This window comes from Pseudoalteromonas rubra, from assembly GCF_000967655.1.
In the GTDB taxonomy this organism is placed as follows: Bacteria; Pseudomonadota; Gammaproteobacteria; order Enterobacterales; family Alteromonadaceae; genus Pseudoalteromonas; species Pseudoalteromonas rubra_A.
The window spans coordinates 17470-31360 of the sequence record NZ_JXYA01000043.1; the positions used below are offsets into that span (position 1 = coordinate 17470).

General features: G+C 49.7%; 13 protein-coding genes. 6 read left to right on the forward strand and 7 right to left on the reverse strand.

Features of this window, described 5'->3' with window-relative positions:
• Positions 1-68 precede the first annotated feature (68 nt).
• Positions 69-977, reverse strand: a complete 909-nt coding sequence (locus tag TW77_RS17605; protein WP_046006295.1) for a LysR family transcriptional regulator — start codon at positions 975-977, stop codon at positions 69-71.
• A 101-nt stretch (positions 978-1078) separates the two neighbouring features.
• Here TW77_RS17605 and TW77_RS17610 point away from each other — a divergent pair, with 101 nt between their 5' ends.
• The gene (locus TW77_RS17610) at positions 1079-1561 is read left to right on the forward strand and encodes a GNAT family N-acetyltransferase (protein WP_046006296.1); all 483 of its coding nucleotides are present in this window, start codon (positions 1079-1081) and stop codon (positions 1559-1561) included.
• A 78-nt stretch (positions 1562-1639) separates the two neighbouring features.
• Here TW77_RS17610 and TW77_RS17615 read toward each other — a convergent pair whose 3' ends face one another.
• The 5 genes from TW77_RS17615 to TW77_RS17635 all read right to left on the reverse strand — a co-directional run bounded on the left by TW77_RS17615 (position 1640) and on the right by TW77_RS17635 (position 4851).
• A complete protein-coding gene (locus tag TW77_RS17615; RefSeq protein ID WP_046006297.1) occupies positions 1640-2128 on the reverse strand; it encodes a DUF2314 domain-containing protein in 489 nt (162 codons plus the stop codon).
• A 106-nt stretch (positions 2129-2234) separates the two neighbouring features.
• Positions 2235-3047: an SDR family oxidoreductase gene (locus TW77_RS17620; protein ID WP_046006298.1), complete on the reverse strand. Its 813-nt coding sequence runs from the start codon at positions 3045-3047 to the stop codon at positions 2235-2237.
• Positions 3048-3298: 251 nt separating this feature from the next.
• Positions 3299-3589, reverse strand: a complete 291-nt coding sequence (locus TW77_RS17625) for a YciI family protein (RefSeq protein ID WP_046006299.1) — start codon at positions 3587-3589, stop codon at positions 3299-3301.
• A gap of 169 nt (positions 3590-3758) precedes the next feature.
• Positions 3759-4124 (reverse strand): hypothetical protein, encoded by a 366-nt coding sequence (locus TW77_RS17630; RefSeq protein ID WP_046006300.1) that lies wholly within the window; start codon positions 4122-4124, stop codon positions 3759-3761.
• Between the two features lie 154 nt (positions 4125-4278).
• Complete coding sequence (locus tag TW77_RS17635) at positions 4279-4851, reverse strand: uracil-DNA glycosylase family protein (RefSeq protein ID WP_046006301.1); 573 nt, start codon at positions 4849-4851, stop codon at positions 4279-4281.
• A 527-nt stretch (positions 4852-5378) separates the two neighbouring features.
• On the opposite strand from TW77_RS17635, the gene TW77_RS17645 reads away from it, so the two are divergent.
• The 5 genes from TW77_RS17645 to TW77_RS17665 all read left to right on the forward strand — a co-directional run bounded on the left by TW77_RS17645 (position 5379) and on the right by TW77_RS17665 (position 13012).
• A complete protein-coding gene (locus tag TW77_RS17645) occupies positions 5379-6950 on the forward strand; it encodes a PepSY-associated TM helix domain-containing protein (protein ID WP_046006303.1) in 1572 nt (523 codons plus the stop codon).
• Positions 6947-7279 carry a DUF3325 domain-containing protein gene (locus tag TW77_RS17650; protein ID WP_052713250.1) on the forward strand — a complete coding sequence of 111 codons (333 nt, stop codon included), beginning with the start codon at positions 6947-6949 and terminating at the stop codon, positions 7277-7279. The genes TW77_RS17645 and TW77_RS17650 overlap by 4 nt, the downstream gene beginning before the upstream one ends.
• 708 nt (positions 7280-7987) lie before the next feature.
• A complete protein-coding gene (locus TW77_RS17655) occupies positions 7988-8695 on the forward strand; it encodes an SDR family NAD(P)-dependent oxidoreductase (protein WP_046006304.1) in 708 nt (235 codons plus the stop codon).
• A gap of 100 nt (positions 8696-8795) precedes the next feature.
• Positions 8796-9887: an efflux RND transporter periplasmic adaptor subunit gene (locus TW77_RS17660; protein ID WP_046006305.1), complete on the forward strand. Its 1092-nt coding sequence runs from the start codon at positions 8796-8798 to the stop codon at positions 9885-9887.
• Positions 9884-13012 carry an efflux RND transporter permease subunit gene (locus tag TW77_RS17665; RefSeq protein ID WP_046006306.1) on the forward strand — a complete coding sequence of 1043 codons (3129 nt, stop codon included), beginning with the start codon at positions 9884-9886 and terminating at the stop codon, positions 13010-13012. The genes TW77_RS17660 and TW77_RS17665 overlap by 4 nt, the downstream gene beginning before the upstream one ends.
• A gap of 38 nt (positions 13013-13050) precedes the next feature.
• Here the strand turns inward: TW77_RS17665 and TW77_RS17670 are convergent, their stop codons facing one another.
• A complete protein-coding gene (locus tag TW77_RS17670; RefSeq protein ID WP_046006307.1) occupies positions 13051-13857 on the reverse strand; it encodes a PhzF family phenazine biosynthesis protein in 807 nt (268 codons plus the stop codon).
• Between the last annotated feature and the right edge of the window lie 34 nt (positions 13858-13891).

Sequence of the window (13891 nt, forward strand, 5' to 3'; positions counted from 1 at the left end):
ACTTTTGAGGTGAGATGTCCGTGCTCACCACGGCCCTCGTCAGATCACTTTTTTACTAACTGAGCGTCTTAATCGTCAAGTTGATGGAAATCTCTGAACTGATCAACAAACCAGCCAATCTTGGGATCGTTCTTGCGCGTCCGATGCCAGTATAGTTTAAGCTGATAATTAGGTACCGAAAGCGGTGGCGGCTGTAACTGAAGGTTTAACCTGTCGCACACCTGTAGGGCATAATGCCTGGGCATGGTCAGCAACATATTGCTCTGCGGTAATAGCGTTGGCGCTACCAGCACATGTGGCGTGACCACAGCAATGGTTCTGACCTTTTTGAGCTTGGCTAAAGCTTTATCAACGACCCCCCGACGCTCATTCCATGGGGCTATCAAAATATGAGGATGAGCCACAAAAGTGCTCAATGTGAGCTCTTGTCTACATGGATGAGACTGACAGCGGGCAGTCACGTAAGCATCCTCAAACCAGCTGAGCTGCATCAGGCCTTCTGAAAACTCCTGTTGATGGGCAAAACCACACACCAGATCCAAGCTACCACTTTCAAGTGCCTGCTCTGCAATGCGCTCCTCCAATTGAACAAAACGGACATGCAGGTTTTTGAACTTGCCAATAAGTTGGCTGATAAAAGGTCGTAAGCACCAGGCGGTATAATCCGTTGTGGCTATTGTCAGAGTATGTGGTTCATTCGCATCGAAGGGCCTGGCTTCTTGCAACCCACGTTCCAGCATCTGCAATGCAGGTAGCACAGTTTGCGCCAGACGATGCGCATGTGCTGTCGCCAGCATTCGATTGTTCACCCGCACAAACAACTCATCACCCAGACGTTCTCGCAGCCGGGTCAGTGCATGACTACAGGCAGACTGGCTCAGGTTAAGCTGCTCAGCGGTCTGTGTCACTGAGCTATTCTCATACAAAGCCGCGAACAGTTTTAACAGGTTAAGATCCAGGTTTGGTAATTTGCTCATTAATTATATGCATTTAGCAAGTGCATTCTATGCACTTTATTCATTAATAAAATGAGCTTACACTGGGTAACAAACATGTCAACTTAGGAATTAAATTGTCGATGAGTATTACCATACGTCACGCTCAGAAGAGCGATGCAGCCACTATATTGCATTTTATCAATGAGCTAGCAGTCTATGAAAAAGAACCAGATGCTGTGCTTAATACCGTTTCTGACATCGAACAAAAACTGTTTGGCGATGATGTACGCGCTCACGCCCTGATCTGCGAGCAAGATGGCGAGGCCATTGGCTTTGCCGTGTATTTCTTTAATTATTCTACCTGGCTTGGCAAATATGGTCTGTATCTGGAAGATTTGTATGTTGCCCAGGATCAGCGCGGGCAGGGTGCAGGAAAAGCGCTAATGAAATTTCTTGCTCAGCTGGCCATTGAAAAAGACTGTGGCCGCTTTGAGTGGGTGGTGCTCGACTGGAACAAACCCGCAATCGATTTTTACAACAGCATAGGTGCAAAACCACAGGACGAGTGGATCATCTATCGCCTGACCGGTGATGAACTCAGGGCGTTTGCCAAGCAGCCTTAGTCGCTCCAGTTGTGCAGATAAGCCTGACAAATTTGGCTCTGCCATCACTATCTGAGGTGTAAAACCAAGCTCGCTTAGCTAAACATACTTGCCCTGCATTTCTTGTAATTCGCGGGGCAGTTCTACGCCTTCACGTTCAGCAATGGCAAACATGGCACGCTGGGTGAAGCCGCCATAGATATTGCCGTCCTTGTCTGTGATCTGCCAATCTTCAATGTCATCGAATTGGCAGGTGTAATTGTGCGCCAGCTTGCCCTGATGTGTCACAGGCGGGGTCACCAAAAAGACGCTGAGTTCATCGCCTTTGATCCCCTCAACGTGCGCGCCAAGGTGCTCGGACACGCCACAATCGCTTTCAAAGTAAAGTTTTACGAAGGCATCTTTGGGAAATTGTCGATACAGGGATTTGAATTCATCTAATGACGCCTTGGCATCTGCCACAGCCTGGAGCAGCAAGGGATCATTTGGATCGGTTTCCAGCGCGGGATAATCCTCAGAACTCGAGCTATAGCGATTGTGTAACCAAAAGGCCAGCACAATAAAAACGACAATTAAACCCCAATACATAGGCTCAAACTCCTTGTGATTGCAACATCTGCTGGTTTGAGCTTAGCAAACTAATTCGCCAGACAAAAGCCGGTATGCTGAATATACCGGCCCACTTTGACTTAGCTTAATTTGATTTAGGCGCTGCGCTGCTGCCCGCGAGGATCCCACCATCCACATTCAGTTCGATACCCGTTACATAGGCAGATTCATCAGAAGCCAGATACAACACAGCATAAGCAACATCACTGGCATTGCCCATATGACCAAGCGGGATATCGGCCGCAATACCGGCAATGGCCGCTTCGCGGGCTGCGCCTTCACCTAACATGGCATCCCACATGGGCGTGAGGATGGCTCCGGGGTGCACTGAATTACACCGGATCGGGTAGTTTTGCTGCGCACAATACAAAGCAACTGATTTACTATGATTGCGCACGGCCGCTTTACTCGCAGCGTAAGCGGCGGCTGCCGGGATCCCCACCAACCCTGAACGAGAAGAGATATTAACAATACTGGCCGCTGCCGATGCTTTCATTAGCCGGATCCCATATTTGCAGCCTAATGCTACACCGTCACTATTGGTGCGTTGCACTGTGTGCCAGCTCTCTAAATCCAGATGTTCAGGATCATGCGGACCTGCCGCTTCCAAAAACCCCGTTATCCCGGCGTTGTTAACCAAAATATCAAGCCGGCCAAATTGTGCTTTGACGAAGGCTTCTGCCTGCTGCCAATGCGACTCTTGCGACTCTTGCGACACATCCAGCAGATGAAAATGGGCATTTTCTCCAAGCTTTTCGCACAGCTGTGTTGCAGCTTCCGTGTTTTTGTCTGTGATAATGACGGTTGCGCCTTGCTCAACAAAGCATGTTGCCACTGCGGCACCAATGCCACGAGCTGCGCCTGTGATCAGGGCAATTTTGTTATTTAATCTGGCCATAATGTTCTCCGTTTATAGCAATCCGTTGGATTGCTGCAAATTGGTATTAAGGCAAAGTAACCAAGGCGCAGTCAAAATAAGAATGGCAGAACAAGCCATAGTGATATCATGCAAAGCAATAAAAGGAATGTAAGCTGAATTGATATCAAAGCATCAAAACTGGCGCGTGGCCACTTTGCTATACCACTATCAATGCGCGCTCTAATGAACGCCCAATTATAGGTTTTGTTCAGCAATGCATTATTGCTGATTCAAAGGGTTAGCAGTTGTGATAAACCACTGGCAGTCTTGCTTACTTCAATTTCTGTGATCTCGTAATTCGCCAGTCCGGCGAGGTAAAAAGGGTCGCTGTGTAGAATGGCTTCTAATTCAGCTTGGTTTTTTGCGGTGGCGAAAATCATTCCTCCGGTTCTGGGAACCTTTCTGCCGGATGCTAAAAACACACCTTGCTGATAATACTGCTGCAAAAACTGAATGTGCGCAGGCAAATGTGCATCAACTTCTTCCAGCGCTACGGTGTACGTGATATTTACGACAAACACGACTTATCGCTCCTGCGACTTTGCATTATCAGCTAAAACTGTTTTAAAAACCGCCACAAGTGTATAAGCCCGCGTTCACTTTGTAAACTAGCGTACGGCATTTAATCATCGCCGAACTCCATTGTTGCATGCGCTATCTTATACGTTACCGTATGCGTTACCGTATGCGTTACCGTGCGCGTTTAGCCTTGGGCGCCATATTCATTAAAAAGCTGTCTTTGTTGACCAAAAAACCGCAAATACTACTGATAACAATAAAGATACCGTACATAGATCCGATATATACCCAGTCATTATTCTCGGCCAGTAACATCACACACGTACCGTCATTGACAAAAAACACGTTTAACACAGAAAAAACGAAGACGCTGCGATAGTAAATCAAATTGCCGGTATGGCTGGCGAAAGAGGAGAGAAGCAGTGCGAATAAACCAAGATAGAACCCGATAACGGACAGTGCGCCCGTTTGATAGCTTGGGTAGAGTGCCAGCAGGGAAACAACGATAGCTGACCAACCCGAAATTCGATATAACATGTTCAAATCCTTTGAATGTAATTGTTAAAATTTGTAATTCTAACTCACCCCAAATTATGAGCTATACAGTACCAAATAGCAACCCATATGAGTTAATTCATTTTCCAAAAGTTTACATTTACGGACCAAAAAGCCTGTAAACACAGGGTTTAACCTATTCGAGATCTCCTAAAACATCATGAACTCTGGCCCTTAACGCGGGTAATACTTCGGCCTCAAACCACGGCCGTTTCCGTACCCATAATTGATTACGCGGACTGGGGTGAGGCAATGCGATTTGCCCGGGTAAACCCGCTTTCCAGTCGGTCACCGCCTGCGACACACTCACAAAATCGGCCAAATGATAGCTTTGCGCATATTGGCCAATCAAAACGGTCAATTCAATTTGATCAAATGCCGCCAGCAGCGGTGCACGCCATGTCTGCGCACAGATTTTGGGGGGCGGTAAATCGCCAGATTTTCCCTTACCCGGATAGCAAAAAGCCATAGGAACAATGGCAAACAAGGTCGGATTGTAAAACTGAGCCTCTGTCACGCCTAACCACTCTCTGAGTCGTCTGCCGCTGGCATCATTAAATGGTATTCCGGTTTTTTGTACGCTCAGGCTGGGTGCCTGTCCGGCGATCAGAATTTTTGCTGTGGGTAGTCCCTGGATCACGGGCCTGGGCTCAAAAGGCAGGTTTCCCCGGCACACAGTACATTGCCGCACACGCTCAATAATATCCAAGACTATTTCCTCGCAACCTCACAGGACCTTGCCAGTATATCAGGCTGCACTCGAATTAAAGAGGGCCAAAGTAAGCTCATAAAATATTCAGGCTCAAGCCGAGTGGAATTTGATATTCCTTTTGGCATTATTATTTGTACATTTAACGCATTTGCTAATGATAATTACTGTTATTTATAGCGCGATTCAGTGATAATTCGCCTCCCTATTTTTGATCAAAGAACAAGTATGCCGCTATCGTCTTACTTTGCTTACTTTACAGCTTACCGACTGAATGTCGTTGCCCGGTTTGCAATGGCTATTTTCGGAGGGTATGCACTCACTGCGCTATCTATCAGCCTGATGAGCTTGCTGCTTCCTGTTTCCAAAGTTAATGCTGTGTTATTCAGTGTGTGCCTGAGTGTGCTCATTCACTGCCTTATATTTATCGCCGTATTTGCAATAAAGTCACTTCGCTTCCTCTGCGGCGGATTCCTGCTGCTTGCTACTTTGCAATTTATGCTGCTCCTGATACTAAGAGGATAATAATGAAAGACAGTTTTTTCCGTTCCATGACCTGGCTACACACTTGGGTTGGGCTGTTGTTTTGCTGGTTGTTATGGCTGGTTTTCTTTGCAGGAACACTGAGCTTTTTCCGCCAGGAAATTAGCTTATGGAGCAAACCTGAGTTGCATCAACACAGCATGGTAGTGCAAAGCTCACAACAAGACTTGCTGGATTATGGCTTTAACCGCTTAAACAGTGAGGCGTCAGATGCTGCACGGTGGTGGATCAGTTTGCCGTCCGAGCGCAATCCTCTGCTGCGTGTTTCGCATCTGCCCTATGCCCAGCCAGGAGAAAAAGCCAGCTGGGTGAATCATAATCTGGCCGCTGACAGCAAAACCCCTATAACGACGAGGGAAACCAAAGGAGGCAGTTTCTTTTACCGACTGCACTTTGACCTGCACTATATGGACCGCACAACCGCACGCTGGATAGTCTGTCTGGCGAGTCTGTTTATGCTGGTTGCACTGATCTCCGGCATCGTGATCCACAAGCGTATTTTTAAGGATATGTTCCAGTTCAGAACCGGCAAAGGCAGCCGCAGTTGGCTGGATGGCCACAATCTGAGCTCAGTACTGGCCTTACCGTTTCACCTGATGATCACCTATACCGGTTTGATCACACTCATATTCACGCTTTTTCCCTATCCGGCACAAACCGTCTATGAAGAGGGAGTAAAGGAATTCAGAAAAGACTTCTACCCGGAGCGGCAGCGCCCCCAGCAAAGTCATGAAACGTTGAGCACACCAGCGTTCGCGCAATCCCTGGATCACTTTTTTACTAACTGGCCAGAGCAACCTATTTCGCGCATCATCATAGATCATCCCCAGGATGCAGCGGCGGTAATGAAAATCTACGGTGCTAACCGCAGCGAAATTAAAGACGAGCAGGCCGTGTGGCTCTACTCTGGTAAAACGGGCGAGCTGCTGAACACTGTGCACCTGGAAGACAGCGCTGCGGCGCAATTGTATGGCGGCATGATTGCCATGCATACCGGCCGTCTGGCCTCTACGGGCTTACGCTGGCTATACTTCCTCTGCGGTCTGGCAGGTTGCGCCATGATAGCCACAGGTTGCGTAATGTGGGCCAAACGGATCCGCGAGCGTCAAAAGCCCACTCAGTCAGCCAGTTTTGGCCTTAAGCTGGTCGAGTCTCTCAATCTGGCTGCCATCATGGGACTGCCGCTGGCTACCGCGGCTTTCTTTTATGCCAATCGATTACTGCCTGTCGGTCACAGCGGCCGTGCCGATCAGGAAGTACTGGCGTTTTTCCTAACCTGGGCTGGTGCTGCCGTATTCTCCGCCAAATGGCGCAGCCAACAAGACTGGCGCACCCTGGCACTCGTCAATGCACTAGCCTGGCTGCTGTTGCCGCTGTGTAATGCGCTGACCACGCAAGGCAATTTGATCAGTTACGCGAACAATGGTCAGTGGGCATTGTTCATGTTCGACATACTCGCTTTGTTGGCCGCAGCCGTGTTCTATTGGCAAAGCAACAAGCTTCAGCCTGCACAGCAAACCCGACCACAGCGCGCACGCGCGGAGCGTGCAGCATGATGTATCTGATTGCGACCTTGTTGTGCCTGAGCAGCTTTACGGCATTCGCGTTGGCAAAAACGCCACATTATAAGGCGGTATTTGGTACCCGGCCTGATCAGACACTTAGTCAGCGCTATCTGATCACAGCCTGGATCATGCTTTTACTAACACTTGGACTGAATATCAGCCAGGCTGTTGGCTATGGCAGTCTGATGTTCTGCGGCCAGATGGCACTTGCAGTGTTGCTACTGGGAGTGATGCTCGCTTTCCGGCCACGCTGGGTAAGATCATTATTTTACCTACTCCCTGCAACAACGCTGCTTGCAACAGTGTTATCCATCCTGTAAACGCACTTACTATAAAATGGGGCTGATTTAATGAAGCCCCATTTTTATATTTAATATCATAAACTTACCATTATTCAGCTGTTATCTCCTGCGCTCGACAGAGCAAAAAATTACCAAGTTGCTTATAAATCCCCCCGTGTTTTCGGCCTCTTTTGCACTTAGATAAACCCGTCCCTTAGTAAAAACCCCGATCTGAGCCGCACTGTACCTTGCTCAAGTTAGTAAAATGATGATCTCATAAGGGTGAACAGCCATATCAGTTGGTAAAAATACGATCTGAGTATAGGTAGAGTTAGTAAATTGCTGATCTCTGTTTCGATCATTTTGACAGGTAGGTTAGTAAAAATATGATCCAGCCCTCCTCGTGATGCTATCAGCTCGTTATTTGTGCGCGCAAAACCGAGCCGCACCATCAAAAATGGCGGCCTTTTCACCAGAACTTGCCTTCATGCTCTTATAGTTAGTAAAAATATGATCTGAACAGGGCTCAGTTAGTAATACGTTGATCTGGATAATGATACAGTTAGTTAATGCGCGATCCGAAATCTCATTTAAGTTAGTAAAATAGCGATCTGTTACGTTTGGGAGGCGATTCGATGGTGTCGCAGCACCAAGTTAGTAAAAATCCGATCTCATCCGGCAGATCCAACTACCTGGATGACCCGTTTAATAGAAGAATAAAAGCACAACCTAAGCAGAGGAAAGCAGGTGATCATTTTAATTGTAGGCGGCTCAGGCGGTATCGGGCAGGCACTTGTAAAACGTTTTGCCAGTGAACAACCCAAGGCCCAAATTTATGCAACATACCGCACCACAAAACCCAACATTGAGTCCAGCCATATTCACTGGGTTGAACTTGATGCAAGCCGGGAAGAAGACGTTCGCGCTTTAGCTAAACAACTGCCAAATGTCGATATGCTGATCAATGCAACAGGGCTGCTGCATACCCCAGACAAACTGCCGGAAAAATCCATTCAGGAATTTGATCCCGACTTTTTTAACGAAAACCTCAAAGCCAACACCCTGCCAACGCTGTTGCTGGCCAAACACTTTGCCAAGGCACTAAAAGCCAAACAGACGACTTATTTTGTTGCCCTGTCTGCACGCATTGGCAGTATCTCTGATAACCAGCTGGGTGGGTGGATAAGTTATCGCAGTGCAAAAGCCGCACTCAATATGGCGCTAAAAACCATCAGTATTGAATGGCGCTACAAACTGCCAAACTGCTGCGTACTGGCGTTTCACCCGGGCACCACCGACACCGCCTTGTCTGTGCCGTTTCAAAAAAATGTGCCGCCCGGCAAGCTATTTACTGCCGATTTTGTGGCACAGAGCCTGATTGACTTGATCCAGAGTAAACAGGCATCAGATAGCGGCGGGTTCTATAGTTATGATGGTTCAGCGATCACCTGGTAAACCATAAATAGCAAAAAACGCATGTTTAATCGCAAATCGCATGCTTGATGGTCAAAAGATCCATAGAATTAAATGAAAACTATTATCATTAGAGGCTTATATGCAGATTACCGCACGCGTTATCGCAAGCGTTATGCTGATCACCACTGTGTTGTTTTACAGCAACACGGGCACAGCGCAAACCACGCAAGTTGAGGTTTACACCCCCAGTGCGACAAAGCAACCCAGGGTGATGACTCTCAGCGGCTCAGTAGAGGCCAGGCACCATGCACAGCTGGCCAGCCAGGAGTCAGGGCTGGTGCAAACTCTACTTGTTGATGCCGGTGATACGGTCAACAAAGGGGCGCCTTTACTCAAACTCGACGCCACACTGGCCGAACTAAACCTGGCCCAGACCAAAGCCGGTGCTCAGGCAGCAAAAATCTCGGTTGATGAAGCGCAGCGACTGTTAGATGAGGTGGAAGCCCTGTCTAAAAAGCAGAGCGTGGCGCAAACGCTGATTGGCGAGCGCACCGCAGCGCTGGCCAACGCCAAAGCTGAGCTGATAAAACAACGCGCCCAGGTCGCTTTAGCCCAGGAAAAGCTCAATCGTCACACACTGTATGCCCCCTTTACAGGCGTCATCGGGCAACGCACCGTGGACATGGGCGAGTGGGTCACGCCGGGCAATTCGCTTTTTACCCTGGTTGCTGAGTCGGACTTGCGGATTGTGGTCAATGTGCCGCAGGAATACTTCCCTCTGTTGCGCTCAACGCCCAACCTGCCAGTTATGGTCACGCCTGATATCAATGCAGCTAAGCCCATCAAAGCACAGATCAGCCGCATCGTCGCTGTGACCGACCCATCCAGCCGCACCTTTACCGCCCACATAGATTTAACCGACTCCATGGCGGTGCATGCGCAATTTACCCCAGGTATGTCGGCCCAGGCCGATCTGCTGTTGAGCGCACAAGACGGGGCTGTGTGGATCCCTAAAAAGGCGGTAAAACAGCATCCGGATGGCGGCAGCAGCGTATTTATTGCCGATAACAACACAGCCAAACGTAAGATGGTAACCGTCACCGCTACACGACCAGACTATGTTGCCGTGACTGGTCTGACAGGAAATGAGCCGGTGATCACCACAGGTATTGAGCTGTTAAAGGAAGGCACACAACTTCAGATAAGCGCCAGGGCAGGTAACTTACAATGATAGAATCAGCGGTAAAACGCGGCACCTTAGTGGCCGTGGTGGTGCTGATCACCACCATTTTGGGCCTGGTATCAGCGCTGAACATTCCCGTACAGATGATCCCGGACCTGGAAGTCAGAACCATAACGGTGCAAACGGGCTGGCCCGGTGCCACGCCTCAGGATGTAGAAAAAGAGATCCTGATAGAGCAGGAGCGCTACCTGCGCAGTTTGCCAAACCTGCAACGTATGATCTCATTTGCCGAAATGGGCGAGGCCACCATAGAGCTGGAGTTCCCGTTCGGCGTAGAAGTCAACGATGCCCTGATCCGGGTCAACAATGCGCTCAGTCAGGTGCCAGCCTATCCGGAAAATGTCGACCAGCCGCGGCTGTTTTCCAGCTCCTTCTCCAGCAACGCCTTTATGTTTTTCCTGCTAAAACCTCAGCCGGGTAACCCATTACAACTGGACATGGACTTGCTGCGAGATTATGCCGAAGATTATATTCGCCCCCGTATGGAGAGCGTCTCCGGAGTCTCTGAGGTAGGCATTGGCGGTGGTGCACAACGGCAGATCCAAATCAAAGTCGACGCCGCACGCCTCGCCCAGCGCGGCATCAGCCTGAGCGATGTCAGAACCGTGATCCGCGACCGTAACCGTGATACCTCAGGGGGTGATATCGAAAGTGGTGAAAGCCGCTACCTGTTACGTGTGATTGGCCGTTTTGAGCAACTCAACGAACTGGAAAACCTTATCATCAAGCGGGATGGCAACGCCAATGTTCTGCTCAAAGATGTGGCCAGCGTCACTTTGGATCACTTCGAAACACGCGGCGTGTCTTATTCAAACGGGGAGCGCACTTTACGCCTGTCGGTACGTCGCGAAAGCGGCTCAAATGTACTCGATATCAAAGAACAAATGTTGCCTGTGGTTGAGGAGATTAATCAACAATTACTGGCACAAAACGGCCTGGAGCTGACCCTGCTCAGCGACGATGTGCGCTATGTAAAAAGCTCGCTGGAGAACGTCTGGACCAACCTGGCGCTGGGTGCCCTGCTGGCCACTTTGGTTATGTATTTCTTCCTGCGCTCAGGCCGTGCGACCCTGGTTGGTGTGATGGGGATCCCGTTATGTACCATAGCCGCATTCTTTGCGCTGATGAGCTTTGGCCGCACCATCAATGTGATTTCACTGGCCGGGGTTGCCTTTGCCATCGGCATGACAGTGGATAACACCATAGTGGTGCTGGAATCTATTGTTCAGGCCAAACGTGAAGGAGTCAGCCGGCGCTTAGCCGCCATCAATGGCGTGAAGGAAGTGTGGCCTGCGGTACTGGCATCCACTGCTACCACAGTTCTGGTGTTCGCCCCAATTTTATTTGTGCAGCAGGAAGCCGGCCAGCTCTACTCAGATATTGCCATTGCCATTTCTGGTGCCATTATCGCCTCTATGCTTGTCGCCATTTTTGTGGTGCCCGTAGCGCTGGCAAATTTTGGTAAAAAACAGGATCTGGAAGAAAAGCGTCAGGTTGAACTGGGCACCTACTGGCTGAAATTATCACAGTTGTTTACCCGCACCACCACTCAGGCACGCATTGCCAGTGCCGCGTTTATTGTGGTTATTATGGGTCTGGCCGCGACGTTAATGCCTGCCGCCGAATACCTGCCGGAAGGGGAGGAACCCAAAGCCTTCTCTATGATGATAGCGCCACCCAACTATAACCTGACCGAAATGGAAAAAATTGGCACCGAGTTGCGCGCCTATTTTGATGGCTATGTACAGGCCGATAATAGCGACTTTTTAGCTGGTAAAACGGCTATGCCACCGCTGGAATACTACGCCATGTCGGTGTCGGTAGGGCGGATCTGGTTCTTAAGTGCCCCGGTCGAGCCGGAGCATATTAATCAGATGATGAATGCCATCACAGACAAGTTCAGAAGCTATGAAGGTATGCGTGCATTCTCTGCGCGTGGTTCAATTATTTCCAGCAACGATGGCGGAACACGCGCCGTGGCTGTCGATATTGCCGGTGCGAATATCACCGATCTGTACAGTGCGGCGGAAGCTGTGTATGCAGAGGCTGATAAACTTTTTGACAAGCCCCAGATCAACTCAGACCCCAGATCACTGACACTCGACCAGCCACTGATTGAGATCCAGCCTCGCTGGGCACGACTGGCAGAGCTTAACCTCGACAACCGGGATTTCGGTTACGCGGTGGCTGCTATGAGTGATGGCGCGTACGTAGACGAGTTTATCCTGAACGATGACAAAATCGACATGTTCCTGTTCAGTGGCGCAGGCAATCGCCAGACCATAGAACAGCTGTCTACCACGCCTATCATCGCGCCCAACGGGCAAATACTGCCGCTCAATGCGCTGGCCGATCTGGTTGAAAGTAAAAACAGTAACTCAGTACGCCGCGTTGATGGCAACCGAACGGTTACTGTTTATATCATTCCACCCAGAGACGTTGCACTGGAAACCGCCGAGCAGATAGTCCGCCAGCAGCTGTTACCTAATCTCTGGCAGCAAGGCAAAATTGCCCAGGGCATTAAGGTCAACATCAGTGGCGCGGCAGATCAGCTGGAGGCCACTAAGTCGTCGCTGTCTGGCAACTTTGTGATAGCACTGGTGCTGAGCTACCTGCTGTTGGTGGCGATTTTTACCCACTGGCGTTACCCGTTGTTTATTCTGGCAACCGTGCCGCTGGGCATGGCCGGTGGCTTGCTAGGACTGGTGACCGTGAATGGCATCAACAGTGCCTTATCGGCAATGGGGCTAAGTAGCTTCCATCAGCCCTTTGACATGATCACTATGCTGGGCTTTTTGATCCTACTGGGTACTGTGGTCAATAACCCAATTCTGATTGTGGATCAGACTCGCCGTTACGTGATGGAGCAGGGGCTAAAGGTCAAAGAAGCAGTTCAGCAGGCTGTGGCAAAACGCCTGCGACCAATACTGATGTCAACCACCACCACCATTTTTGGTCTGGCGCCTCTGGTGCTGATCCCCGGAGAGGGCACAGAATTGTACCGTGGCGTAGGTATTATCGTACTTAGCGGTATTCTGGTCTCAACGCTGCTCAGCCTGACCTTTTTACCGGCATTGCTGGTCGCTGTTATTAAGGATGAAAAACCGGCCTAAAAACAGCAAAGCCCGAAGCGTGACGCTTCGGGCTTTGCTTAATCCGCGATAAAAATCGTGCCCTGCAAATACAACACCGCAAACCCGGAAACCAGCACTCGCTCTTCCCCCACCAGACAGTGCAACACCCCACCGCGCTGCGACGCCTGATAGGCCACCAGCTCATTGCGACCCAGGCGCTCAGCCCAATAAGGGGCCAGTCCGGCGTGAATGGAACCGGTGACCGGATCTTCATCACCACCGTTGGCAGGCCAGAAATAGCGGGAAGTAAAATCGTATTGTTCTGAAGGCGCAGTTGCCACCACGTCAAACGGGGCGAGTTGTTTAAGTACATCGCTGTGGTAAGTCAGCTGCTCGACCACAGCCGCATTATCAAACACCGCAAAGTATGCTTGTCGATTCCTGAGTACCTGCACAGGCTGCTCAGACAACCCTTCCAGTAAAGCGCCGGGGAGCTCGGCTATGAGCTCAGGTTTTTGATTGGGAAAACTCATCTCAATCCGCTGATCGGTCAGCTGATTAACCGTTAAACGGCCCACCTCACGGGTGATAAAGGTAATTTCTCCCTGCACGCCTAAGTGATTAAAAATCACAAACGACGCCGCAAGTGTTGCATGACCACAAAAATCAATTTCTGTCAGCGGAGAAAACCAGCGGATCTCAAAGTGAAAGCCCTGAGCGGTCTCTACCGAGCGGACAAACGCAGTTTCGGAGAGGTTGTTTTCAGCCGCAATGTGCTGCATTGTTGTGTCTTTTGGCCATTGCGTAAGCGGGACCACCGCAGCTGAATTGCCTTTAAATTGTGCCTGGGTAAAGGCATCTACAATGTACATGTCGTACTGCATCGTATCTCCTTAAAGCAAACCTGCTGACACCTCA